The organism is Burkholderia seminalis DSM 23518, assembly GCF_902832885.1.
In the GTDB taxonomy this organism is placed as follows: Bacteria; Pseudomonadota; Gammaproteobacteria; order Burkholderiales; family Burkholderiaceae; genus Burkholderia; species Burkholderia seminalis.
In genome coordinates this window covers 162,118-184,938 of record NZ_CADFDK010000002.1, presented here as the reverse complement: position 1 = coordinate 184,938, position 22,821 = coordinate 162,118, and the positions used below count along the sequence as shown (strand labels likewise).

General features: G+C 68.2%; 18 protein-coding genes and 1 pseudogene. 6 read left to right on the top strand and 13 right to left on the bottom strand.

Annotated features, from left to right (window positions below; translation table 11 throughout):
• Positions 1-10: 10 nt before the first annotated feature.
• Entirely contained in the window at positions 11-436 is a 426-nt protein-coding gene (locus tag HWX00_RS07230) for a hypothetical protein (RefSeq protein ID WP_175027021.1), read from the bottom strand.
• On the opposite strand from HWX00_RS07230, the gene HWX00_RS07225 reads away from it, so the two are divergent.
• Both HWX00_RS07225 and HWX00_RS07220 read left to right on the top strand, forming a co-directional pair.
• On the top strand, positions 426-1,235 hold the full coding sequence (locus HWX00_RS07225) for a TlpA family protein disulfide reductase (protein WP_175027020.1): 810 nt from the start codon (positions 426-428) through the stop codon (positions 1,233-1,235). The two genes, HWX00_RS07230 and HWX00_RS07225, sit on opposite strands and share 11 nt — an antisense overlap.
• A gap of 84 nt (positions 1,236-1,319) precedes the next feature.
• Positions 1,320-2,171: an ion transporter gene (locus HWX00_RS07220; RefSeq protein WP_034189611.1), complete on the top strand. Its 852-nt coding sequence runs from the start codon at positions 1,320-1,322 to the stop codon at positions 2,169-2,171.
• A 59-nt stretch (positions 2,172-2,230) separates the two neighbouring features.
• On the opposite strand, the gene HWX00_RS07215 is transcribed toward HWX00_RS07220, so the two are convergent.
• From HWX00_RS07215 to HWX00_RS36740, 10 genes and pseudogenes are all read right to left on the bottom strand, one after another.
• Complete coding sequence (locus HWX00_RS07215) at positions 2,231-2,902, bottom strand: MarC family protein (RefSeq protein WP_034189612.1); 672 nt, start codon at positions 2,900-2,902, stop codon at positions 2,231-2,233.
• 149 nt (positions 2,903-3,051) lie between these two features.
• Positions 3,052-3,504, bottom strand: a complete 453-nt coding sequence (gene arsN2 / locus HWX00_RS07210; RefSeq protein WP_034189613.1) for an arsenic resistance N-acetyltransferase ArsN2 — start codon at positions 3,502-3,504, stop codon at positions 3,052-3,054.
• A 111-nt stretch (positions 3,505-3,615) separates the two neighbouring features.
• On the bottom strand, positions 3,616-4,338 hold the full coding sequence (gene arsH, locus HWX00_RS07205; protein ID WP_175027019.1) for an arsenical resistance protein ArsH: 723 nt from the start codon (positions 4,336-4,338) through the stop codon (positions 3,616-3,618).
• 22 nt (positions 4,339-4,360) lie between these two features.
• A complete protein-coding gene (arsB, locus tag HWX00_RS07200) occupies positions 4,361-5,434 on the bottom strand; it encodes an ACR3 family arsenite efflux transporter (RefSeq protein ID WP_175027018.1) in 1,074 nt (357 codons plus the stop codon).
• Positions 5,435-5,497: 63 nt separating this feature from the next.
• A complete protein-coding gene (locus HWX00_RS07195; protein WP_175027017.1) occupies positions 5,498-5,992 on the bottom strand; it encodes an arsenate reductase ArsC in 495 nt (164 codons plus the stop codon).
• Between the two features lie 22 nt (positions 5,993-6,014).
• Positions 6,015-6,350, bottom strand: a complete 336-nt coding sequence (locus tag HWX00_RS07190; protein ID WP_034189617.1) for an ArsR/SmtB family transcription factor — start codon at positions 6,348-6,350, stop codon at positions 6,015-6,017.
• A gap of 115 nt (positions 6,351-6,465) precedes the next feature.
• On the bottom strand, positions 6,466-7,464 hold the full coding sequence (locus tag HWX00_RS07185) for a serine protease (RefSeq protein WP_244131155.1): 999 nt from the start codon (positions 7,462-7,464) through the stop codon (positions 6,466-6,468).
• A 212-nt stretch (positions 7,465-7,676) separates the two neighbouring features.
• Positions 7,677-8,393, bottom strand: a complete 717-nt coding sequence (locus HWX00_RS07180) for an outer membrane protein (RefSeq protein WP_034189619.1) — start codon at positions 8,391-8,393, stop codon at positions 7,677-7,679.
• Between the two features lie 108 nt (positions 8,394-8,501).
• On the bottom strand, positions 8,502-9,140 hold the full coding sequence (locus HWX00_RS07175; RefSeq protein ID WP_059560044.1) for a response regulator transcription factor: 639 nt from the start codon (positions 9,138-9,140) through the stop codon (positions 8,502-8,504).
• A 543-nt stretch (positions 9,141-9,683) separates the two neighbouring features.
• Positions 9,684-9,803, bottom strand: a pseudogene (locus HWX00_RS36740) (histidine kinase dimerization/phospho-acceptor domain-containing protein); the annotation flags it as partial.
• Positions 9,804-11,130: 1,327 nt separating this feature from the next.
• On the opposite strand from HWX00_RS36740, the gene HWX00_RS07165 reads away from it, so the two are divergent.
• From HWX00_RS07165 to HWX00_RS07150, 4 genes are all read left to right on the top strand, one after another.
• Positions 11,131-11,919, top strand: a complete 789-nt coding sequence (locus tag HWX00_RS07165) for a response regulator transcription factor (RefSeq protein ID WP_226103864.1) — start codon at positions 11,131-11,133, stop codon at positions 11,917-11,919.
• A gap of 59 nt (positions 11,920-11,978) precedes the next feature.
• Positions 11,979-15,014, top strand: coding sequence for a hybrid sensor histidine kinase/response regulator (locus HWX00_RS07160; protein ID WP_226193686.1), 3,036 nt, complete (start codon positions 11,979-11,981; stop codon positions 15,012-15,014).
• Positions 15,015-15,214: 200 nt separating this feature from the next.
• On the top strand, positions 15,215-20,005 hold the full coding sequence (locus HWX00_RS07155; RefSeq protein ID WP_175868101.1) for a beta strand repeat-containing protein: 4,791 nt from the start codon (positions 15,215-15,217) through the stop codon (positions 20,003-20,005).
• Positions 20,006-20,239: 234 nt separating this feature from the next.
• Entirely contained in the window at positions 20,240-20,932 is a 693-nt protein-coding gene (locus HWX00_RS07150; RefSeq protein ID WP_034189625.1) for a response regulator, read from the top strand.
• 131 nt (positions 20,933-21,063) lie between these two features.
• Here the strand turns inward: HWX00_RS07150 and HWX00_RS07145 are convergent, their stop codons facing one another.
• Together HWX00_RS07145 and HWX00_RS07140 are read right to left on the bottom strand one after the other, a co-directional pair.
• The gene (locus HWX00_RS07145; RefSeq protein WP_034189626.1) at positions 21,064-21,783 is read right to left on the bottom strand and encodes a response regulator; all 720 of its coding nucleotides are present in this window, start codon (positions 21,781-21,783) and stop codon (positions 21,064-21,066) included.
• Positions 21,784-22,080: 297 nt separating this feature from the next.
• Positions 22,081-22,794 carry an OmpA family protein gene (locus tag HWX00_RS07140; protein WP_175027269.1) on the bottom strand — a complete coding sequence of 238 codons (714 nt, stop codon included), beginning with the start codon at positions 22,792-22,794 and terminating at the stop codon, positions 22,081-22,083.
• Positions 22,795-22,821 lie beyond the last annotated feature (27 nt).

The window sequence follows — 22,821 nt, the reverse complement described above, 5'->3', positions numbered from 1 at the left end:
GGCAGCGTTCCTATTCCGTTGAACCAGCCGATATGAACCGGATTGCGGCCGCGCCCACCGACCGCCACAAGGCATTCACGCCCGCATGCACCGCGCTGAAAAAGCGGCCGCTCGCAAAAGGAGCGGCCGTCAAGGAGAGATCCCTGTTCGGGATACCGGAGGACACCACATCTCGCCGGTATGCGTATTGTTGACGAGCGGTATTCCGCTGACCATCAGACCAGTCTGATTCGCAGCCCTTCCGAATGTCGGTCACGGTCCTGCTCCACGCGCGTTCACAGAATCCGCAACACGCCGTTACGTTCTCGAAGGGAACCGCGTTGCGCGGCAACCGGTCGAAACGCCGCATGACCGTCGACGGTTTCTTCGCCGCGGCGGACAATCCCTTCTCCTTCCCCGCTCGTTCACCTCCACCCATCCCTTTCATGCTGAGCATCGGTCCCTTCTCGATTCGCGTCGTCGCGGTCGCCGCCGCCGCGCTGCTGGCGTGGCTCGTCGCGCGTTTCATCCAGCGCCGCCCGCCTGACGGACATCACAAGACCGCCTCGAGCCTGATCCTGGACGTGCTGCTGCTCGGGCTGATCGCCGCGCGCGCCGGCTACGTCGCGCAGTGGTGGCCGGACTATGCGGCATCGCCGCGCTCGATCGTCGCGCTCGGCGACGGCGGTTTCGACTGGCGTATCGGTGTTGCGGCCGCCCTGGTGTTCGCGGGCTGGCGCTTGCGCCGCCTGCCCGCGCTGCGTCGACCGGTGCTGGCCGGCATCGTCGCGGGCCTCGGTGCGTGGGGGATCGCGCAAGGCACGCTGGCGACGTTGCAGCAGAGCGCCGCGCCGCTGGCCGCGCTGCAACTCCGCGCGCTCGATGCCGCGCCCGTGTTGCCGGCAAGCTTCGTCGGCAAGCCGGTGGTCGTGAACCTGTGGGCGACGTGGTGCCCGCCGTGCCAGCGCGAAATGCCGATTCTCGAACAGGCGCAGCGCGACCATCCCGGCATCACGGTGCTGATGCTCAACCAGGGCGAAAATGCGCAGGTCGTGCGCGCATTCCTCGAACAAAAGGGCCTGCGCTTCGATCACGTGCTGCTCGATCCGTCGCTGCATGCGATGCATGCGTACGGCTCGCGCGGGCTGCCGACCACCTTGTTCTTCAACGCGCGAGGCGAACTCGTCGAGTCGCACATGGGCGAGCTGACCGCCGCGCGGCTGAAGGATGCCATCGCGCAACGCTTCGGGCAGTAACGCCCGCGGGGCGGCCGGTTGGGCGGCACCGGAATCAGACACGTCCGATAGGCCCTGCGGCGCGTCGTCCGTACACTCGGGCGCATGAATTCGCTGAATCCGACCGCCTTCGACACGGTACGCGATGCCGTCCGGCAATGCGTGCATCGTCCGTCGTTCATCCGCAAGCTCGACGTCGCGGTACTCGCGCTGATCGTCGCGAGCGTGCTCGTCGTGATGGCCGACAGCGTGCAGGAACTGCACGCGCAATACGGCCGCACGCTCTACGCGGCCGAATGGGCGTTCACGCTGCTGTTTTCGGCCGAATACCTGCTGCGTCTGTTCACCGCGAAGCGGCCCGCCGCGTATGCGCGCAGTTTCTTCGGCATCGTCGATCTCGTGTCGGTGCTGCCAACCTATCTCGCGTTCTTCTTCCCCGGCCTGCATGCGCTGATCGACGTGCGGCTGCTGCGCTTGCTGCGCGTGTTCCGCATTCTCGGGCTGTCGATCTATCTCGAGGAAGGGCAGATGCTGATCCGCGCACTCGCGCGCGCGCGTCGCAAGATCTTCGTGTTCATCGGCGGGATGTTCGTGCTCGTCGTGATTCTCGGCACGGTGATCTTTCTCGTCGAAGGGCCCGAGCACGGGATCACGAGCATTCCGGTGGGCGTCTACTGGGCGGCGGTGACGATGAGCACGACCGGCTACGGCGATCTCACGCCCGTCACGCCGCTCGGCCGGCTGATCACGTCGTGCGCGATCCTGCTCGGCTACGGGATCATCGCGTTTCCGACGGGGATCATGGGCGCGGAACTCGTCGCGTCGGCGCTCGAGCGCAAGCGCGCGGGCGATGCACGTGCCGGCTGTTGTCCGCATTGCGGCAGCGTGTTGCCGAAGGACGATGCGGCCGGTGCCGCGGCGCACGATTCACGCCCGGCCACGCCACCGGCGGAATAAGACCGGGCCGCTTCAGCTCGACTCCGCGACCACCGGCACGGGCGCCAGTCCCTTCTTCGTCATCCGCCCTGCCCGCCGAACGTCTTCACGAACTCCGACAGGCCCGTCAGCATGATCTGCACGCCGACGCACAGCAACAGGAACGCGGACACGCGCATCGCGACCTTCGTGCCCTCTCCACCGAGATAACGCGCGAGCGTCGTCGCGCGGCTGTAGGTCTGCCAGATCGCGAACGCGACCAGTGCCGCGACCGCCACCGACACCACACCCGACAACAGATAGTCGGCGGCCGTATGCGCGCGGTTCGCATGCAGCGCGATACCGGCCGCGATCGAGCCGGGCCCGATCGTCAGCGGCACCGTGAGCGGAAAAAACGCACGCGTCATCAGCTTCTGCAAGTCGTCACCATGCACGGCAACGTCGCCGCCCGCCGGCACGTCCGGCGCGTTCAGCATCGACCAGCCGGCCACCGCCACCGCGAAGCCGCCGCCGATGCGCAGCGCCTCCATCGAAATCCCGAAGAAGTTCAGCACCGGCGCGCCGACGAAGAAGATCACGAGCAGCGTGAAAAACACGTTCGTCGCGAGCTGCTTCGACAGCGTCGCGCGCTCGGCTTCGGTCAGCGATTGCGTGCGCTCGAGAAACACGAACGCCATGCCGAACGGGTTGATGATGCCGATCAGGCCCGTGAAGCCGAACAGGATTTCAGGGATCAGGCGGTCGAGCTGCATCGCGATCGTGCTCTCCGGTGACGAACGGGAATAAAAAAGCGGCCAGTCGAGAAGACCGGCCGCGAAGAGGAGATATCTCCATGATCCGGCACACGGGGTATGCCGGGCCGCAGAAACCGAATTGTCGGGAATGTGAACCGGGAAGGGAATCAGCCGAGTCCGATTCTGTCGTCGCAGACCATCAGCATCGCGACGGCCGATCCCGGACAGACACCCTGAAACTGGCTGGACGCCAACAACGGCTCGGGCACATCCTCGCGGGCAATACGGACGAAACCGTGCCCGGCGAAGTAGTCTTCCGCCGTCGTGGTCAGCAACCCGATCGACCGGACGGCCCGCGCGCGGCATTCCGCGAGCAGGCGGGCCACCAGCATCCGCCCGACGCCGGCGCGACGCGCGTGCTCGACGACGGCGATCGAACGCACGAGCGCATGGCGTCCGTGGAACTCGATTCCGCCACACCCCACGATGCCGGATGCCGCGTCGGCCACAACGAAATGCGGCAGAGACAAGGCGACGCCCTCGGTCGGCAAGCCGCTGGCTCGAAGCAGTGCTTCGATCGAGGCCAGATCGGACTCGGTCGCTTGACGAACAGGTACCATGGTTCCACTCCCGGTTTGCAGTGACGTCGCTGTATCCAGCACGCTCCAGCCAATCCAACGCCGCGCAACGAAACGTGCCTGAGCGTCTCGGCGTTGATTCGACAACGAACGCTAAATACGCGCTTGATTGACGCGTTTCGACAGTGCCTCCGCGCTTTCTTTCCGCTCGCTGTACCGGTCGACCAGATAGGGGCCGACGTCGCGCGTCAGCAGCGTGAACTTCACCAGTTCCTCCATCACGTCCACCACCCGGTCGAAATACGCCGACGGCTTCATCCGCCCGGCTTCGTCGAACTCCATGAACGCCTTCGCCACCGACGACTGGTTCGGGATGGTCAGCATGCGCATCCAGCGCCCCAGCACCCGCATCTGGTTCACCGCGTTGAACGACTGCGAACCGCCGCTCACCTGCACGACCGCGAGCGTCTTGCCCTGCGTCGGCCGCACGGCGCCGACCGACAGCGGGATCCAGTCGATCTGCGACTTCATGATCCCGGTCATCGCGCCGTGCCGTTCCGGCGAGCACCACACCATCCCTTCCGACCACATCACGAGTTCGCGAAGCTCGACCACCTTCGGATGATGCTCGGGCGCGTCGTCGGGCAGCGGCAGGCCGCTCGGATTGAACACGCGCACCTCGGCGCCCATCGCCGTCAGCAGGCGCCCGGCTTCCTCGACCAGCAGGCGGCTGAACGAACGTTCACGCAACGAACCGTAGAGCAGCAGCAGTCGCGGCGGATGGGTCGACGGCGACGCCGGCCGCAGCCGGGCGGCGTCCGGCACGCGAAACAGCGCGGCATCGAGTTGCGGCAGATCGTTCACGTGGTCGGTCATGTCTGGGTTCCCTGGTGTGTGCTCAGGTCCGGCGCGCGTACCAGTCCTTCGACCGGTTGACGATGCGCACGACCAGCAGCATCGCCGGCACCTCGATCAACACGCCGACGACGGTGGCCAGTGCCGCGCCGGAATGGAAGCCGAACAGGCTGATCGCGGCCGCGACCGCCAGTTCGAAGAAGTTGGACGCGCCGATCAGCGCCGACGGGCATGCGACGTCATGTTGCTCGCCGACCGCACGATTGAGCCAGTACGCGAGCGCCGAGTTGAAAAACACCTGGATCAGAATCGGCACCGCGAGCAGCGCGATCACCAGCGGCTGCTCCAGGACCGCTTCGCCCTGGAACGCGAACAGCAGCACGAGCGTCGCCAGCAGCGCGGCGATCGACCACGGGCCGATCTTGGTCATCGCGGCGTCGAACGCCGCGTTGCCGTGCGCGAGCAGCCGCTTGCGCAGGATCTGCGCGAGGATCACCGGCATGACGATGTACAGCACGACCGACGTGAACAGCGTCGCCCACGGCACCGTGATCGCCGACATGCCGAGCAGCAGCCCGACCAGCGGCGCGAACGCGATCACCATGATGCTGTCGTTCAGCACGACCTGCGACAACGTGAACAGCGGATCGCCGCCCGTCAGCCGGCTCCAGACGAACACCATCGCCGTGCACGGTGCGGCGGCCAGCAGGATCAGCCCGGCGACGTAGCTGTCGAGTTGTTCCGCCGGCAGCAGCGGTGCAAACAGATGGCGGATGAACAGCCAGCCGAGGAACGCCATCGAGAACGGTTTGACCAGCCAGTTCACGACGAGCGTGACGCCGATGCCTTTCACGTGCCGGCGCACGTCACGCAATGCGCCGAAGTCGACCTTGACGAGCATCGGGATGATCATCACCCAGATCAGCAGCCCGACCGGCAGATTGACCTGTGCGTACGCCATCCGGCCGATCTGCTGGAACAGGCCCGGCAGCCACTGGCCAAGCGTGATGCCTGCCACGATGCATGACGCGACCCAGACCGTCAGGTAGCGTTCGAAGAAGCTGATCGCGGGTTGCGCGGCGGCCGCTCCGGGCGGCGTGACGGGGGACGTGTTCATCTGACAAGGTTCGTTTTCGAAGCCGCCGGCGGTCGCGTGTCGCGCACGCCGCGCGGCGCATGATCAGTTTTGCGAGATCCCGACCAGCGCTGCCTGGAGTTCGGCATCGCTGATGCGATCGAGCGGCAGCGCCAGCAACTGCAGCATCCGGTAACCGATCGCCTGCCGCGTCAGTTCGAACGCGAGACGCTTGCCTTCGTCGCCGCCCGTCGCGTTCGACGGATCGGCATAGCCCCAATGGATCTTCACGGGGCTGCCGGGCCAGTACGGGCACGGCTCCGACGCCGCGCTGTCGCACACGGTGATGACGACGCGCATGCGGGGCGCGCCGTCGCCGACGAATTCATCCCAGTTCTTGCTGCGGTAGCCGTCGACGTCGACGCCCGCGTTCGCCAGCGCCGCCAGCGCGAACGGATTGAGGCGGCCGCTCGGCGCACTGCCGGCGCTGTAGGCCCGCACGTCCTTGCCGAGTTTCGCGGCCCAGTGGTTGAGCATGCCCTCGGCCAGCACGCTGCGGGCCGAGTTGTGGGTGCAGAGGATCAGGACGTTCGTGGTCATGAAAGGCGGGCGCGAGCGCGCTTCAGGATTCGCAGGCGCCGGACGGCGCGCATGCCGGCACCGGCGAGCAAGGATGGCCGCCGCAGCAGTTCTCCGTGAGGTAGGCCAGCAGGCCGTTCATCGTCGCGAAGTTCGCGCAATAGAACACGAAGCGGCCTTCCTGCCGGCTGGTCACGAGCCGCGCATGCGCGAGTTCTTTCAAGTGGAAGGACAGCGACGACGGCGGGACCTCGAGCAGCGTGGCGATCTGGCCGGCCGGCATGCCTTGCGGCCCGGCCTGCACCAGCGCGCGAAACACCGCGAGGCGCGACTCGTGCGCGAGCGCCGCGAGAGCGGCAATGGTCTGGTTCGTTTCCATTATTCGATAATAGTCGAAATATGGAAACCAGGGAAGTCGCGTCGAGGCGCACGTCGCCCGAGAGCGCGCTGTCCCCGAGAAGAGATGCGCCGGGCCCGCACGCCACGCGTCCCGGTCAGCGCCCGATCAATCGCGTGTGGCTCGGCAGATCGACCGACAGATCGGTGCCGCCCGCGGCCGGCCGTGACGTGTTGCGCGTCACCGCGAGCCATTGCGTGAACTCGGCGGCAGTCATGCCGACGGCCTGGGCCGAATTCGACACCGGCGCGACTGCCGGCGCGTCCGCCACGCGTGCGGCCGGCTGCGCCTGCAGCGTCGCCTCGCGGGACGCGGTGGCTGCGTTCGGCGCCGCGTCCCGCGCCTTCTTGCCGCGCAACGTGGCGGCAGGCTTCGCCGCCGCACGCGCCGCGATCGCGACCGCGACCGGCTTCCTGCTTGCCGGCGAGGCGCGTTCCGCAAGCGGCGCCGCGGCTTCTGCAACGACGGCATCCGATGCGATGACCATCGCAACGGCAACCGGCGCGCTCGCCGACGCGCGGCCCGCCTGCGCCGCACGCGATTCCGCGGACACGGTTTTCGCCACGACGGTCGCCGCACGGGCCACCTGTTCACCCGCCGACGCAGCACGAGCGGCCGATACGATCGCGACTTCCGCGGATCGGCCGGTCGCCTGCGCAACCTCCGTGGCGGCGACCGCAGCCGTGGGCGCCACCGAGATCGACGCCTCGTACACCGCGCCGTGCCCGGCCGCATGCTGACGTTCATCGACGAAATGCGTCGCGAAGATGCACGCCGCGCCGAACAGCGCGCACGCCATCAGCGTCAGCCGCCAGCGCCGGCGCAACGGATGCGGCCTGACCCACGCGCGGTTATCCGAACCGAAATCCTCCGCGCGCACGGCCTTCGCGGCCTTGTGCGCCTTCGTTGCGCGCGACGCGACCGCGGCCTGCGCCGAGGCCGGCGGCGCCGCGTGACACACGCGCTTCAGATCGAACACGACCGGCGTCGGCCGGCGGCTCGCCACGAACGGCCGGCGTCGCCGGCCGTACGGCGGCGGCACGTCCGAGAACGGAAGTGCAAGCGGAATCGCGTATTGCCCGGTGATGTCCTGCATGCTCATGATGTCGACGACGCATTGCGCGACCTCCGCCGCCGCAATCCGTGCTCCCGTAGTTGAACGAATGGCTCCGAGTATCGCCGTCGCACCGGTTGCGGTAAATCGGACTGCGTCACCTTCAGTCCGATCCGGCAGTCAGCCTGGTCCTACCGTCCCCGGGGACCGGAGCGGACGATGTGTCGCCGTCGCCGTCGCCGCCGACGTCGCCGTCAGAACCGGCCGCGCAGGCCGATGAACACTTCGTTCGACGACAGCTTCGCCTTCAGCTGCTCGTCGCGCGCGTTGATGCGGTTCGCGAACGTGTTGAAGCCTGTCTCGACGTTGCCCATGTCGACATAGCGATACCCGAGGTCGATCGAGAAACGCTTGTTGATCGCATAGCTCACGCCGGCGCCGGCCGAGTAGGCGAGGTTGGTCTGCGTCTTCGATGCGAAGCGGCGCGCGTCGTTGGTCTGCCAGCCGTCGGCCGACACGATCGCGACACCGATGCCGAGCGTGCCGTACACGGAGAAGCCGCGGCCGAGATCGACATCCTTGTAGCCGTTCAGCATCAGGCGTTGCGCCGACACGTGGAATTCGTTCGCGTTCGCATCGAACGGCGCCCAGTAGCTGACGAAGTTGTTGTTGCGCTTGAACACGTATTCGCCTTCCGCGCGCCAGCCGTTGCCGAACTGGTAGCCGAGGCCGAGCGAGCCGGTGACGTTCGAGCCCGTCTCCGGGCCGCCGACGCGGCTCGCGACGCGCGGGCTCGTCAGCTCCATGTTCACCGCGTTGTCGAACGCGCCGATGATGCGGCCCGTCGCGTAGTAGCCGGCGTCGCTCGTGTCGGCGGCCTTCTTCGGTTCCGGCACGGCGACGTTGTCGGCGAAAGCGGCACCCGAGAACAGCAGGGCGAGCGTGGAGGGCAGGGCAAAGCGCTTGATCATGATGAATCCGGTTCCTTGACGATGAATGGCTTGTCGGAGAAACCGTCATCGTAGGAACCGCGCGACGATCGTTGCACCCGGTCGCGTACGGGTCGCGCCTCCGTAGCGCTACGGAGGCGACCCGCCCGCGAGCGCCGCGTAATCGCGCACGAGCTCGACCAGCGACGCGACCTGCAGCTTGTCGAACACGTTCGCGCGATAGGTTTCGACCGTGCGCGGCGACAGCCCGAGCGCGCGCGCGATCGCCTTGTTGCTCCAGCCGCGCACGATGCCGTCCAGCACCTCGCGTTCACGCGCGCTCAGCGTGGCGACACGGGCCGCGCGCACGTGGTCCGCATCGCCCTGCCCGCGCCGCGCGGCCTGCCGGCGCAGCGCCTGCTGGACCGCGTCGATCAGCTCGTCGTCGTCCGCCGGCTTGCGCAGGAAATCGAGCGCGCCGCGCTTGAACGCGCGCCGGCACGCGTCGACGTTGCCGTGGCCCGTCATCACGATCACCGGCAGGTCGCGCCGCGCACGCAGCGCGTCGAGCGCGTCGAGGCCGCTCATCCCCGGCATCCGGATGTCGAGCAGCACGCAGCCGAGCGCCACGTCATCCGCATCGGCAAGAAAGGCCGATGCGTCCGCATAACGGCGCGTCGCGACACCCACCGTGCGCAGCAGCAGCGCGAGCCCGTCGCGCACGGCTTCGTCGTCGTCGACGATCGCGACGACCGATGCGTCGTGCGTCGAATGCCGCGAATCGTTCATCCGGCCTCCCGTGCCAGCGGCAACAGCAGCGCGGCCTCGACGCCGCCCGACGGCCGATTGCGCAGCGTCAGCGTGCCGCCCTGCCGCTGCGCGAGCGTGTCGCACAGCGGCAGCCCGAGTCCGAGCCCGCGTGCACGCGTCGTGAAGAACGGTTCGAACAGGCGCGGCAGCGCGTCTTCCGGCACGCCGGGGCCGTTGTCGACGACGCTGAAGCGGTAATGCCCGCCGACGCGTGCGCCGCTGATGCGAATCTCGCCGCGCGATGCGCGCGCGCCGGCGAGCGCGTCGCGCGCGTTCTGGATCAGGTTGTGCAGGATCTGCTCGACCGCGATCGGCTCGGCGAACGGCCGCGCGCGCCGCCGCGTTGTGCCAGCCGAGCGCGATGTGCTCGCGCGCGCAGTCGTCGCGGTACAGGAACAGCAGCGCATTCACGATCGCGTCGGGATCGAGCGTGCGGCGCTCGCCGCCGTGCGCGGTGGTCACCGCGTCGCGCATGCGCTCCAGGATCGCCGCCGCGCGCTTCGCCTGCGCGACGCTCGTCTGCAACGCACGGCGCACGCTGTCGCGCTCGGCCGGCTGGTCGAGCATGCGTTCGGCCGCACGCGTGTGGCTGACGATCGCCGTCAGCGGCTGGTTCAGCTCGTGCGCGAGGCCGGCGGCCATTTCGCCGAAGGTGTCGAGGCGGCCGAAGCGGTCGAGGCGCGCACGTGCATCGGCACGGCGCCGTGCCTCGCGCAGCCGCCATGCGCCGAGCGCACCGGCCGCGAGCAACGCGGCCACCGCGTTCCACAGCGCGATCGACAGCCACGGCAGGTCGGCGGCCGTCAGCGTGCGCGTCGTGCGCAGCACGAAGGCCTGCGGCTGCGCGGGCAGGTGTTTCTCGAGATGCATCGTCCACAGCGGTTGCGCATCGCCGGGCGCGGGCGACAGCAGGTCGATGCGGCGGTCGCGCAATTCCAGCGCCGCCGACGAGATTGTCGTGGACCAGTCCCCCGGCTGCAGCATCCGGCGCGGATCGACGCGCACGGCCCAGCCGGTCCCGGCGACGAGCCAGTACGCAGCGGGGCCGTCGAATGCCAGCGTGAACGGCTTGCCGGGCCGCCGCTGCGGCAGCGCGGCGGGCGCCGGCCCGCCATCGGTCTGCCAGCCCGCGCCGGGCCGCCAGTACGCGAGCCCGCCGAGTTGCGGCATGCGTTCGCGCAGGTTGTCGAGCATATGCGCGGGCGGCGCAGCGAGCGACGACGCGCCGAGCGTCGCGAGAATCGCCTCGTGCTGCGCGGCTTTCTGCGCGAGCAGGCGAATCGTGATGCTCGAATCCTGGAAGAAGCGGTCGTACGCGTCGGAGACGGCGCGCGAGACGACCAACGCGGTGCCGGCGAGGCTCAACGCGAGCCACGCAGCCAAGGCGGCGAGTCGGACGGACGGTTTCATGATCGATGGTAATGCGGCCATGCGCGACGGGTACGGGTCGCGCCGCGCGGCAAGCGAAGCGGTTGAGGGTGACGACGAGCGCGCGCATGGGACAAAGTGCCGTCCCTGCGCGCCGGATCGATTGCGCTCATTGTCGGCAAGTTGGCACTTCCCGTGGTCCGAATGCCGTTATGTTTGCCGTCAGACCCGTCCCAAATCCGGCCACCATTCGCGAATGGCCGTGCCGCGTCGACGACATCGTCTCGCACCTCCACTCGCACGGCGGCGCCCGCACCGGGTCGCACCGCGAACACGATCGCGGCCGACCCCGCGCAATTTCAGACCAGGCTGATTTTCTTCCCACTCCGAACCGAACACAATCGGCCTGCCTGTCCTCCGGAGCCTCCGGGAGCACAGGCTCCATAGTCGATACTTTCTCCCGCCTCCCCTGGCGGGAATTTTTTTGGACGGCGTCACGCCGAACCCTGCCCGGAACCCGTCCGGCCATGATCCCGCTTCCGTTCATCCGATCGCGCATGCATCCCGCCACCGCGCCACACCGGCCTGGGCCGTCCACATCGTGACCGACGCTTCCTCCACCGCCATCGCGATCCTGACGATCGACCACCCGAGCCGCGGCTCGTTCGACGATCGCCTGCGCCGCGCCGGACATGGCTACGACCGGCTGCGCATCGAGGACATCCTGCGCCGCGCCGGCTACCGGCCGTCGCGCTTCGAGTATCTGCCCGATCTGCTCGCAGCCTGCAACACGCGCGCGTTCGATCTGTTCATCGTGCAATGCGAGACGGCCTGCCGCCGCACGACGGACGCGATCCGTGCGCTGCGCGCGCGTTTCGCCGGCACCGTCGCGATCCTGTCGATCAGTCAGCGCGACACGGAACTCGCGCGATCCGCCTGCTTCACGGCCGGCGCGAACGAGCATCTGCCGTACGCCGTGCCGCCGGACCTGCTCGTCGCCAGCATGGCAACGTGGCTGCGCTGGTCCCATCATCGCGCGATCCATCATCGCCACTGGCGCATCGGCAGCTTCGAATTCGATACGGCCACGCGCAGCGTCATCGTCGCTGGCCGCGAGCATGTGCTGACGGAGAAACACTTCCAGATCATCACCGCGTTCTTCCTCAACATGGGCCGCGCGCTCGACCGCGCGCACGTGAGCCAGCTCGTGTGGGGTTCGCTCGTCGCGGCATCCAGCCGGCGGCTCGACACGCACGTCGCGTATCTGCGCGACCGGCTCGAACTCGACGGGCGGCACGGCGTGCGGATGATGACGATGTACGGGGTCGGGTATCGGCTCGTCGCGTGCGAACCGGGCGGGCCCGATTCCGATGGCGCACCGCCGCAATGACGCCGCGCGCCCCCGCAACCCTGACAGGCCCCATTGCGCGCTGATCGGACTCCATTATCATGGGGGCACCCAGGCCGACCGCCCCGCTCCCGATGGACCACCGCGCCACACCCGATCACGCCCGCGCCGCCGCCGGGCACGCGTCTGCCGCGCCGACCCGCGTCGGCCGCCGCCAGCGCGCACTGCTCTATGCCGGCGGCGCGGCCGTGACGGTCGCGATCCTGCTCGCCAGCGGCCTGATGCTGTACACGATAGCGCGCGATGCGATCCAGGCGCGCTATACGACGTTCGCGGTGCGCCAGTTCCTCGTCCAGATCGAATTCAAGATGCGCACGACGGGCATGGACACACTCGTCACGCACGACGAAGCCGTATGGAACATGCGCGCGACCGATCCGGCGCGCGTCGCCGCACTCCAGGCCGGCCGCGGCCGGCTCGTGATCCAGGGCAGCCCGGCCTTCCCGCCGACGCTCGTGCTGGCCGACCTGTCGCCCGCGCAACCGGCCGCGCGCTACGCGCACGATCTCGCGATGGCGAGCGACATGAGCTATCGCGTCGGCGCGTACGTCGCCAAGCACGACGCCGACCGCGCGATCGCGGGCTACGCCTATCGCCCCGACCACAGCTTTGCCGTCGTCATCCCCGAACCGATCCCGCCCGATCCGCTCACCGCGTCGCCCGCCACCGATGCAGCGACGCTCGTCGCGAAAGTCGCCGCCGGCATCGACACGCCGCCGCCCGGCCAATACCAATGGTATGCGCCCGTCTACGATCCCGTACAGCGCCGCGACGTGTTCCGGATCGCCGGTGCCGTCTACGATGCGCGTGCGCCCCGCGCCGTCTTCCTGTCGACGCTGCCGGTCGACGTGTTGCGCACCCGTCTGTCGACGGGCGGCACGACCGACGCCGCGATCGTCGCCGACGCGCACGGCCGCACGCTGCTGCGCACGGGCATCGCGGCCGACGACGACGCCACCCGCGTCGCACTCGAACGCCTCGGCGCGCCTACGCACGAGGCAGCCAATCGCAGCGGGCCGCGCACCGCGTTCGGCGACGGGCTGTTCTCGCTGAGACAGCCCATTCCCGAAACCGACTGGACGCTCGTGCAGGCGTTCACGCTGCGCTCGCTGCTCGCGACGATCGGGCTGCGCGCGGGCTGGTACGTCGCGGTCATGCTGGCTGCGATCGCGCTCGTCTGGTGGCTGCTCGTGCGTTTCGACCGCCGTGTGCTGAAACCCGACGACGCGCGCACGCGCCGCGTGATCGACAGCGAGAACCTGAACCGGACGATCGTCGAGGCAGCGCCGTCCGGTATCGCGCTGCTGTCGCTCGCCGACGGCGCGGTGCTGCTGCAAAACGACACGATGCGCGACTACGATGCGCGGCGTGCGGGCGAACCTTCGTTGCCGGCGCGGCTGCTCGCACGCTTCGACCGCTCGCCCGCCGCCGCCGCGTGGCAACCCGATCTGCACGTGACGCTGCCCACCGCCGCCGGCGAGACCGTCGACCTGCTCGTCAATCTGGTGCGCACGCGCTTTCGCGACATGGACGTGCTGCTGTGCAACTTCTCCGACATCACGTCGCAAAAGACCGTCGAGCGCACGCTCGACGAAGCGCGCCGCGCCGCCGACGCCGCGAACGACGCCAAATCGGCGTTCCTCGCGACGATGAGCCACGAGATCCGCACGCCGCTCAATGCGATCCTCGGCAACCTCGAGCTGATCGGCCGCGAGCCGCTCGCCGATTCGCAGCGCGAGCGGCTGCATACGGTCGAGGGCGCGTCGTCGGTGCTGCTCGACCTGATCAACGACATCCTCGACCTGTCGAAAATCGAAGCCGGCCAGATGACGATCGAGGCGATCCCGTTCGATCTCGCGGAGACGGTCCGGCAGACCGGCGCGATGTTCGAGCCGCTCGCGGCCGCGAAGGGGCTGCAGTTCGACGTGTTCGTCGACGATGCGCTCGCGTCGCGCTACGTCGGCGACCCGACGCGCATCCGGCAGATCGCCGCGAACCTCGTCGGCAACGCGATCAAGTTCACGAACCACGGGGAAATCACGCTCGAGGTCTACCTGCGCGACGACACGAACCCGGAATCGCCCGTCGCGATCGGCGTGAGCGATACGGGCATCGGCATGACCGACGCGCAGCGCGCGGCGCTGTTCCGCCCGTTTACGCAGGCCGACACGTCGATCACGCGCCGTTACGGCGGCACCGGGCTCGGCCTCGCGCTGACGAAGCAGCTCACGCAGATGATGCAGGGCACGGTCGACGTGAAGAGCGAACCCGGCAAGGGCAGCACGTTCGTCGTCACGCTGCCGCTGCGCGCGGCCACCGATGCGCAGGTTGCCGAACATGACGCCGCGCGGGCCGACGATACCGCGCTGCCGGCCGTCGCCGCGCGCGTGCTCGTCGTCGACGATCACCCGGTGAACCGCACGCTGCTGCAAGGGCAACTCGTCACGCTCGGCTATGCGGCGGACGCCGCCGACGAGGGCGCGGCGGCGTTGCGGCGCTGCGCGGAGACGCGCTACGACCTCGTGATGACCGATCTCAACATGCCGGGGATGGACGGCTATACGCTCGCGCGCGTGCTGCGTGCCCAATATCCGGGGCTACCGGTCGTCGCCGTCACCGCGCACGCGAGCGCGGCCGAGCATGCGCGCTGCGCGGAAGCGGGCATCGCCGCCGTGCTCGTGAAACCGGTGCTGCTCGATACGATCGATCGCACCGTGCGGCGTTACGCGCAGACGGCAGCGGCGCAGGCGCCCGCCGCGCGCACGCTCGTCGATCTCGCGCAAGGTCCGCTGCCGCCGGACGTGCACGCGTTGCTCGAAACGAGTCGAGCGCAATCGGTCGCGGCGATGCACGACGCGGCATCACGCAACGATATCGCCGCGCTGCGTCACGAACTGCACTCGCTGCGCGGCGCGTTCGCGACGATTCACGAACATGCCGTGGCCGACGCGATCGGCGAACTGCAAGCCATCGTGCACGGCGGCGACCTGACGTCGTTCGATGCGCGGCTCGCCGACGCGGACGCCCTCGCGCGGGAAGCACTGCGACGGCGCGCAACGCAGGCGCCGACTGCCTGATTCCCGCACGGCCGGCCCTCGCGCGCCGGCCTCCCCGATCCCTCGCCTTTCGTTCTGCGGCGCATGCCCGCGGCGCGTCGGCGCGCGCGTAGGACTGGGCCTACACGGTCGCTATCTCGAATCAGCCCTGGACGACTGATTAGGACGAGGCCGATCCCTACCATCGGTTTGTGAACTGACAAACTGAAAGGAGTAGGGGCATGAACAAGACTTATCGCAGCGTCTGGAACGCCGTGACCAACACATGGACGGCCGCCGCGGAAACGGCGAAGTCGCATTCGAAGGGATCGGCGCGCGCGGCGCGGCAAGCGGTGATCGCGATCGCGCTAGGTGGCGCGGCGATCGGCAGCGCGGCCGCGGCGGAGGCGTGCACGACGGCGGACGGGTCGAGCGGGACAGTCGATGCGGCGGGGGTATGCACGGCGGCAGGCGGTGGTGCGATCGGCATGATGGGCACCGTCGGCACGATGGCGACTGACGATACGACCTTCGTAAAGGTCAACGCTACTGCAAATCCTGCAAGCGCAACCGGCGCCAATGCGATCGCCATCGGTCAAACCGTGACTTCCGCGGGTTCGAGTTCAGTTGCCATCGGCTCCAACACGACGGCCAGCGGCCTGCACTCGGTTGCGCTTGGTGCAGGGGCAAAGAACGCAGACGCCAGCGACCGGCAAATCGCAATCGGCGGCCAAGCGCAAACCACCGGAAGGTACACGATCGCGATGGGCTACCTGGCATCGGCAACGGTCGAAGATGCTCTGGCATTCGGACGCGCGTCTTCGGCAACGAACACCGGCGCGGTGGCGATCGGCGCCACTGCAACGTCGGGCGGCACGGGCTCGACGGCCATCGGCCAGTCAGCAGCCATCGCCAACGGCGCAAACAATGCCGTCGCGCTCGGGATGAACGCACGCGTGGCGAATTCGAACTCGGCCGCCATCGGATCCAATGCGTCCGCCTCCAGCAATTATTCGACTGCGTTCGGCACGTCGGCCACCTCGACCGGCACTGCCAGCATGGCACTCGGCGGCAATTCGACGGCAACCGGGAACTATAGCGTTGCCATCGGCAGCGCCATCGGCACCGGCCGGGCGGCGGTGGCGACAGGAACCGGCTCGGTCGCGATCGGCACCACGTCCAGCGCCGGCGCCAACAACGCCGTCGCATTGGGCTTCGGCACGGTTGCGGATCGGGACAACACCGTATCCGTGGGTGCCGGTGTTCCCAATATCGACGGGAACAAGTTCACGCGCCAGATCGTCAACGTCGCCGCCGGCACGGAAGACAACGATGCCGTGAACGTCGGTCAGATGAAGACGGAGTTGTCGACGAAGGTCGACGATACGTACGTCAAGATCGATACGAGCAACAGCACGGTCGCCGCGCAAGCGGGTACGGCCGCGCTTGCGATCGGCACGAACACGAGCGCCTCGGGATCTTACGCGACGGCCGTCGGTAACAGCGCACTCGCCAGCGGCAACAACAGCACGGCACTCGGCTTCCAGGCCAGCAGTGCGGGCGGCGCCGCCGTCGCGGTCGGCAATGGCGCGAACGCAAGCGGCTCGCACGGCGTTGCACTGGGCGTCAACGCAAGCGCGTCCCATACCGACTCGGTGGCGCTCGGCGCCGGCGCGGCCACCGATCGCAACAACAGCGTTTCGGTCGGCTCGTCGGCGCTGCGTCGGCAGATCACCAACGTGGCCGCCGGCACGCAGGACACGGACGCGGTAAACCTCGGCCAGATGACGGCCGAGTTCACGAAGACGAACAACGCGATCGCCGCGACCAACCTCACGGTCTCCAGCCTGAGCACCGGCTTGTCGACGACGAGCAACACGGTTGCCGGCCTGAGCACCGGACTCTCCGCCACCAACAGCACCGTCGCGGGTTTGAGCACCGGCCTCTCGTCGACCAACGGCACGGTCGCCGGCTTGAGCACGGGCCTCTCGGCCACCAACAGCACGGTTGCGGGCCTGAGCACGGGCCTCTCATCGACCAACAGCACCGTCGCGGGCCTGAGCACCGGGCTCTCGTCGACCAACAGCACCGTCGCGGGCTTGAGCACCGGGCTCTCGTCGACCAACAGCGCCGTCGCGGGTTTGAGCACCGGGCTCTCGTCGACCAACAGCACCGTCGCCGGACATACGTCGCAGATCAGCGACATCGACGACAAGCTGAGCAAGCTCGAGAGCGGGACCAGCGGTCTCGTGCAACAGGCGAATCCGGGTGACGACATCACGGTCGGCGCGAACACCGGCGGCAACGCCGTGGACTTCAGCGCGACCGGCGGCACCGCACGCACGCTCAAGGGCGTCGCGGCAGGCGACGTGTCGGCCGCCAGCACCGAAGCCGTCAACGGCTCGCAACTGCACGGCGTGTCGGACAGCGTCGCGCAGGCCATCGGCGGCTCGTCCGTCGTGAATCCGGACGGCTCGATTTCCGCACCGTCCTTCACCGTCGGCGACGGCAGCGGCGGCACGAAGATCGTCAACTCGGTCGGCGATGTCGTCACCAATCTCGACGGCCGTACGACAACCAACGAAGGTGACATCAAGAAGCTCGCTGACGACATTGGCAGCGGCACGCTCGGTCTCGTCCAGCAGCCGAAGCCCGGCGACGACATCACCGTCGGCGCGAACACCGACGGCAACGCCGTGAACTTCAGCAGCAAGACCGGCGCGCGCACGCTCAAGGGCGTCGCGGCAGGCGACGTGTCGGCGACGAGCACCGAAGCCGTCAACGGCGCGCAGCTGCATGGCGTGTCCGACAGCGTCGCGGCAGCAATCGGCGGCAACTCGAAGGTGAACTCCGACGGTTCGATCTCCGCGCCGTCCTTCACCGTCGGCGACGGCAGTGGCGGCACGAAGATCGTCAACTCGGTCGGCGACGTCGTCACCAATCTCGACGGCCGTACGACGACCAACGAAGGTGACATCAAGAAGCTCGCTGACGACATCGGCAGCGGCACGCTCGGTCTCGTCCAGCAAGCCAACCCGGGTGACGACATCACCGTCGGCGCGAACACCGACGGCAATGCCGTGAACTTCAGCAGCAAGACCGGTGCACGCAAGCTCGCAGGCGTCGCGGCAGGCGACGTGTCGGCAACGAGTACCGAAGCCGTCAACGGTTCGCAACTGCATGGCGTGTCCGACAGCGTCGCGGCAGCAATCGGCGGCAACTCGAAGGTGAACTCCGACGGTTCGATCTCCGCGCCGTCCTTCACCGTCGGCGACGGCAGCGGCGGCACGAAGATCGTCAACTCGGTCGGCGATGTCGTCACCAATCTCGACGGCCGTACGACGACCAACGAAGGTGACATCAAGAAGCTCGCTGACGACATCGGCAGCGGCACGCTCGGCCTCGTCCGGCAGGCCAACCCGGGCGACGACATCACCGTCGGCGCGAACACCGACGGCAATGCCGTGAACTTCAGCAGCAAGACCGGCGCCCGCAAGCTCGCAGGCGTCGCGGCAGGTGACGTTTCGGCGACGAGTACCGAAGCCGTCAACGGTTCGCAACTGCATGGCGTGTCCGACAGCGTCGCGGCAGCAATCGGCGGCAATTCGAAGGTGAACTCGGACGGCTCGATCTCCGCACCGTCCTTCACCGTCGGCGACGGCAGCGGCGGCACGAAGATCGTCAACTCGGTCGGCGACGCCGTCACCAATCTCGACGGTCGCATGACGACCAACGAAGGCGGCCTCAAGAAGCTTTCCGAGCAGTTCGAAAGCGGCACGCTCGGCCTCGTCCAGCAGAATCCGACGACGGGCGGCATCACGGTCGGCGCGAATACCGGCGGCTCGGTGGTGAACTTCACGGGCACCGGCGGCGCGCGCGTGCTGTCCGGCGTCGCGAACGGCGTGGACGACGACGACGTCGTGACGGTGTCGCAGCTCCGTGCAACCGGCCTGATCGACTACACGGGCAAGGAAGTCGGCGCGGTCACGTACGACTCGGGCCTGAATTTCGACACGGTGACGTTCGCCGGCACGTTCGGCACGAAGCTGCAGCGCGTCGCCGCTGGCGAAATCAGCGCGACGAGCATGGACGCGATCAACGGCAGCCAGTTGTTCGACCTGCAGGAGCAGTTCGCGAAGCAGTACGGCGAACTGAGCGGCCAGTTCGGCGACCTGTCGAACCGCTTCGACGATCTGTCGGACCGTCTCGGCGAACTCGAAACGAACCCCGGCACGGGCGGCCCGGGCACGGGCGACGGCTCGACCGTCGTCGGCGAAGGCGCGGTGGCAACGGGCGAAAACAGCTCGGCGATCGGCGACAGCGCGCTCGCGTCCGGCGAGAACAGCTCGGCTGTCGGCCAGGGGGCGGTCGCATCGGGCAGCAACGGTTCGGCCATCGGCCAGGGTTCGACGGCATCGGGCAGCAACAGCTCGGCCGTCGGTCAGGGCGCGGTCGCGTCGGGCAACAACGGTTCGGCCATCGGCCAGGGCTCGGTCGCGTCGGGCGAAAACGGCACGGCGCTCGGCCAGGGCGCGGTTGCATCCGGCAAGGACAGCACCGCACTCGGCCAGGGCGCATCGGCCACCGGCAGCGGCTCGGTCGCGATCGGCCAGGGCTCGGTGGCGGCGGAAGCCAACACCGTCTCGTTCGGCAACGGCACGGAAGAAGGCAACCGCCGGCTCGTCAACATCGCGGACGGCATCAACGCCAGCGATGCGGCCACGAAGGGCCAGCTCGACCGCGCGATGGAATCGGTCGACCAGCGCTTCAACGACACGAACCGCGCGATCAACGACGTCGCGAAGAACGCGTATGCCGGTATCGCGGCCGCGATGGCGATGCCGAACATGACGCCGTCGCAACCGGGCAAGACCGTCGTCGCGGTCGGCGCCGCGAACTTCAAGAGCGGCTCGGCGATCGCCGCCGGCGCCACCTACCGGTCGCGCAGCGGCAACTGGCTCGTGAACGGCGCGACGTCGATCACGTCGGTCGGCGACGTGGGTGTCCGTGCGCAAGTCGGCTACGAGTTCTGACCGAAGGGCTCCGCGCAAGCGGAGTGCCGACCCGACGCGGAAGGGCATCGCCCCTTCCGCTTGTCGGCCGACGGCCAGTGGCGATTCCCGCGAGTTGCCACCGGCCGTCGGTGCGACGGGATCGCGACCGCCAGCGGTATCGCCGGCGGCCGTGCCCGTGTGCCGACTTCCACCCAGCCTCGACAACGCCTACCGCAACCCGCCGCATGGCGCGGCGCAACGCGCAATCTCAACATGAACAGAACCTTCCCCATCCGCATCGTGATCGCCGACGACCATCCGGCGGTCGTCATCGGCGCGCGCTACGAATTGTCCGCGACGAATACGGTGTCGGTCGTCGCGACCGCGCACAATTCGACGGAACTGATGGACGCGCTCGCGCAGCATCCGTGCGACGTACTCGTGTCGGACTACGCGATGCCGGGCGTCGAGCACGGCGACGGCCTCACGATGTTCACGAGCATCCTGAAGCGCTTTCCCGGCCTGAAGATCGTCGTGATGACGATGATGGAGAACGCGGTCGCGCTGCGCGCGCTGATCGACATCGGCATCGCGTGCATCGTCAGCAAGTCGGACATGCCGAATCATCTGACGATGGCGATTCACGCGGCCTATACGAACGGCCGCTACCTGTCGCCGTCGATGGACCGGATCATGCGCAACACGGGCAGCGTCAGCGGCAGGCCGCCGGCACTGTCGGCTCGCGAGGTGGAAGTCATCCGCCTGTTCGCGTCGGGGCTGTCGGTCAACGAAATCGCCGACAAGCTGAGCCGCAGCAAGAAAACCATCAGTACGCAGAAGAGTTCGGCCATGCAGAAGCTCGGCATCGAGCGCGACGTCGACCTGGTGCGTTACGCGATTTCGTGCGGGCTCGTGACCGACCACGGTTATTCGACATCCGCACGCGGCGACGGCGCAAACGGGTAACGCCGCCGCGGAAGACCGAAACAAAAAGCCCCGGCGCCTTGCGGCCGCCGGGGCTTTCGCGCGTCGGTGCGATCCGGCGCGCTGATCTTCGCCGGCACGTTCCCGTGCCGCCGGTGTCGTCGCACCTGCCGTCAGGCCGGATCGACGCCGCCCTCCTCCCTGGTTTCGCCGCCGCGCCCTTCGCTGGCCGACGCGGCGACGATCCCGTGCTCGATCGCGTAGCGCAGCAGGTCGATGTCCTTGTCGATCCCGAGCTTTTCCATCGCGCGCGCCTTCTGCGTACTGATCGTTTTCTTGCTGCGGCTCAGCTTGTCGGCGATCTCGTTGACCGTGAGGCCCGACGCATAGAGCCGCACCACTTCGAGTTCGCGGTCGCTGAGATCGCGCTTCTGGTCGGCGGCCCGCGCGCTCGAATGCGACGTGAGCGTGCGCACCACCTTCTCCACCGACGGCGAGTAATAGGTGCCGCCCGTCGCGGCCGCGTGAATCGCGGGAATCAGATGATCGATCGTGTCGGACTTGCTGACGATGCACTCGATGCCGAGCCGCGTCAGCGCGCCGACCACGGCCGGATTGTCGAGCATGGTCAGCACGACCAGCTTGACGGCCGGGTGATTGCGCTGGAGATAGGAGAACAGCGTGATGCCGTCGCCGTGCGCGCTGCCCGGCATCGCATAGTCGGACACCACGACGTCGCATACGCCGGCCTCGACGAGCCGGATCAGCTCGGTCGAATTGACTGCCTTGCCGGTCAACCGGATCGTCGGCACCGACGACAGCCCGTGCTCGACGCCGACCAGCATCGCCGGGTGGTCGTCGGCCAGTACCACGCGTATCAGATAGCTTCCCATAGTCGTCCAGATTTGCGCGGCAACCGTCGCGGCCGGCTCGCCGCCCGCAGGCGGCGCCGACCGCGCGCAGCGCGGCGTCGTGGATCGTAATTGGGCGCTATCTTCGCACGAAAACGGGGCCGTCAGCCATCGCCCCGGCCGGCGGCCGCCGCCGCCGCACCGCGCACCGCCATGAAAAAAACCGCCGGCTCATGACGAGCGGGCGGTTCCAGGTACAGGGCGGGCGGGAGCGTCCTTCCATCGGCTCAGTGCCGATCGAGTCCCCGCACGTACCGGTGGAGCGTCATGCGCGACGCATTACTTCGCATCGATCCGGATCTCGACGCGGCGGTTCTGCGCGCGGCCTTCCGCGGTCGCGTTGGACGCAACCGGGTCGGCGGCGCCGAGGCCTTCCGACACGAACGACTGCGCCTTCAGGCCGTTGCTGCTCAGGTAGTTCATCACGTTGCGGGCCCGCGACGCCGACAGCGCCAGATTGTGCGTCTTGCTGCCGGTCGAATCGGTGAAGCCCGTGATGGCCACGCGGCGGAATTCGATGCCGCCGTTGATCTGCACGAAGCGGTCGAGCTGGCTGCGCGCCTCTGGCGTCAGTACCGCGCTGTCGAACGCGAAGTTCGCGTCGCCCTGCAGCAGCACCTGGCGCTGCTGAACCGGCTGCGGCGCCGGTTGCGGTTGCGGTGCCGGCGGCGCGGCCTGCACGACCGGCTGCGGCTTGCCGCATATGAACGTGATCTCGCGCGGGTCCTTCATCGGTGCGCGGCTGTACACGCGGTCGATCATCTCGAGCGGCGTGAAACCCTTGCCCTGGCAGAATTCTTCCGCCGCACGGGCGCAGGCGTTCGCGCTGCCGAGCAGCCCATCGCAGCTCACGCGGAATACGTTGTCCGGCTTGCCCGGAATCGACACCGCCCGGATGTCGTAGGTGACGCCCGATTGCGTCGTGCACGCACCGAGCGCCATCGCGATCGCGCCGATCGATGCCGCGCGCAACAACAAGGTTTTCATGGTCATGGTGAAACATCCGCCGTGACGGCGGAC

What these genes read in the sequence shown, in the direction of transcription:
- HWX00_RS07225 (WP_175027020.1), top strand. Translation starts at nt 426, where the DNA reads ATGCTGAGCATCGGTCCCTTCTCGATTCGCGTCGTCGCGGTCGCCGCC.
- HWX00_RS07230 (WP_175027021.1), bottom strand. Translation starts at nt 436, where the DNA reads ATGCTCAGCATGAAAGGGATGGGTGGAGGTGAACGAGCGGGGAAGGAG.
- HWX00_RS07220 (WP_034189611.1), top strand. Translation starts at nt 1,320, where the DNA reads ATGAATTCGCTGAATCCGACCGCCTTCGACACGGTACGCGATGCCGTC.
- HWX00_RS07215 (WP_034189612.1), bottom strand. Translation starts at nt 2,902, where the DNA reads ATGCAGCTCGACCGCCTGATCCCTGAAATCCTGTTCGGCTTCACGGGC.
- arsN2 (WP_034189613.1), bottom strand. Translation starts at nt 3,504, where the DNA reads ATGGTACCTGTTCGTCAAGCGACCGAGTCCGATCTGGCCTCGATCGAA.
- arsH (WP_175027019.1), bottom strand. Translation starts at nt 4,338, where the DNA reads ATGACCGACCACGTGAACGATCTGCCGCAACTCGATGCCGCGCTGTTT.
- arsB (WP_175027018.1), bottom strand. Translation starts at nt 5,434, where the DNA reads ATGAACACGTCCCCCGTCACGCCGCCCGGAGCGGCCGCCGCGCAACCC.
- HWX00_RS07195 (WP_175027017.1), bottom strand. Translation starts at nt 5,992, where the DNA reads ATGACCACGAACGTCCTGATCCTCTGCACCCACAACTCGGCCCGCAGC.
- HWX00_RS07190 (WP_034189617.1), bottom strand. Translation starts at nt 6,350, where the DNA reads ATGGAAACGAACCAGACCATTGCCGCTCTCGCGGCGCTCGCGCACGAG.
- HWX00_RS07185 (WP_244131155.1), bottom strand. Translation starts at nt 7,464, where the DNA reads ATGCAGGACATCACCGGGCAATACGCGATTCCGCTTGCACTTCCGTTC.
- HWX00_RS07180 (WP_034189619.1), bottom strand. Translation starts at nt 8,393, where the DNA reads ATGATCAAGCGCTTTGCCCTGCCCTCCACGCTCGCCCTGCTGTTCTCG.
- HWX00_RS07175 (WP_059560044.1), bottom strand. Translation starts at nt 9,140, where the DNA reads ATGAACGATTCGCGGCATTCGACGCACGACGCATCGGTCGTCGCGATC.
- HWX00_RS07160 (WP_226193686.1), top strand. Translation starts at nt 11,979, where the DNA reads ATGGGGGCACCCAGGCCGACCGCCCCGCTCCCGATGGACCACCGCGCC.
- HWX00_RS07155 (WP_175868101.1), top strand. Translation starts at nt 15,215, where the DNA reads ATGAACAAGACTTATCGCAGCGTCTGGAACGCCGTGACCAACACATGG.
- HWX00_RS07150 (WP_034189625.1), top strand. Translation starts at nt 20,240, where the DNA reads ATGAACAGAACCTTCCCCATCCGCATCGTGATCGCCGACGACCATCCG.
- HWX00_RS07145 (WP_034189626.1), bottom strand. Translation starts at nt 21,783, where the DNA reads ATGGGAAGCTATCTGATACGCGTGGTACTGGCCGACGACCACCCGGCG.
- HWX00_RS07140 (WP_175027269.1), bottom strand. Translation starts at nt 22,794, where the DNA reads ATGACCATGAAAACCTTGTTGTTGCGCGCGGCATCGATCGGCGCGATC.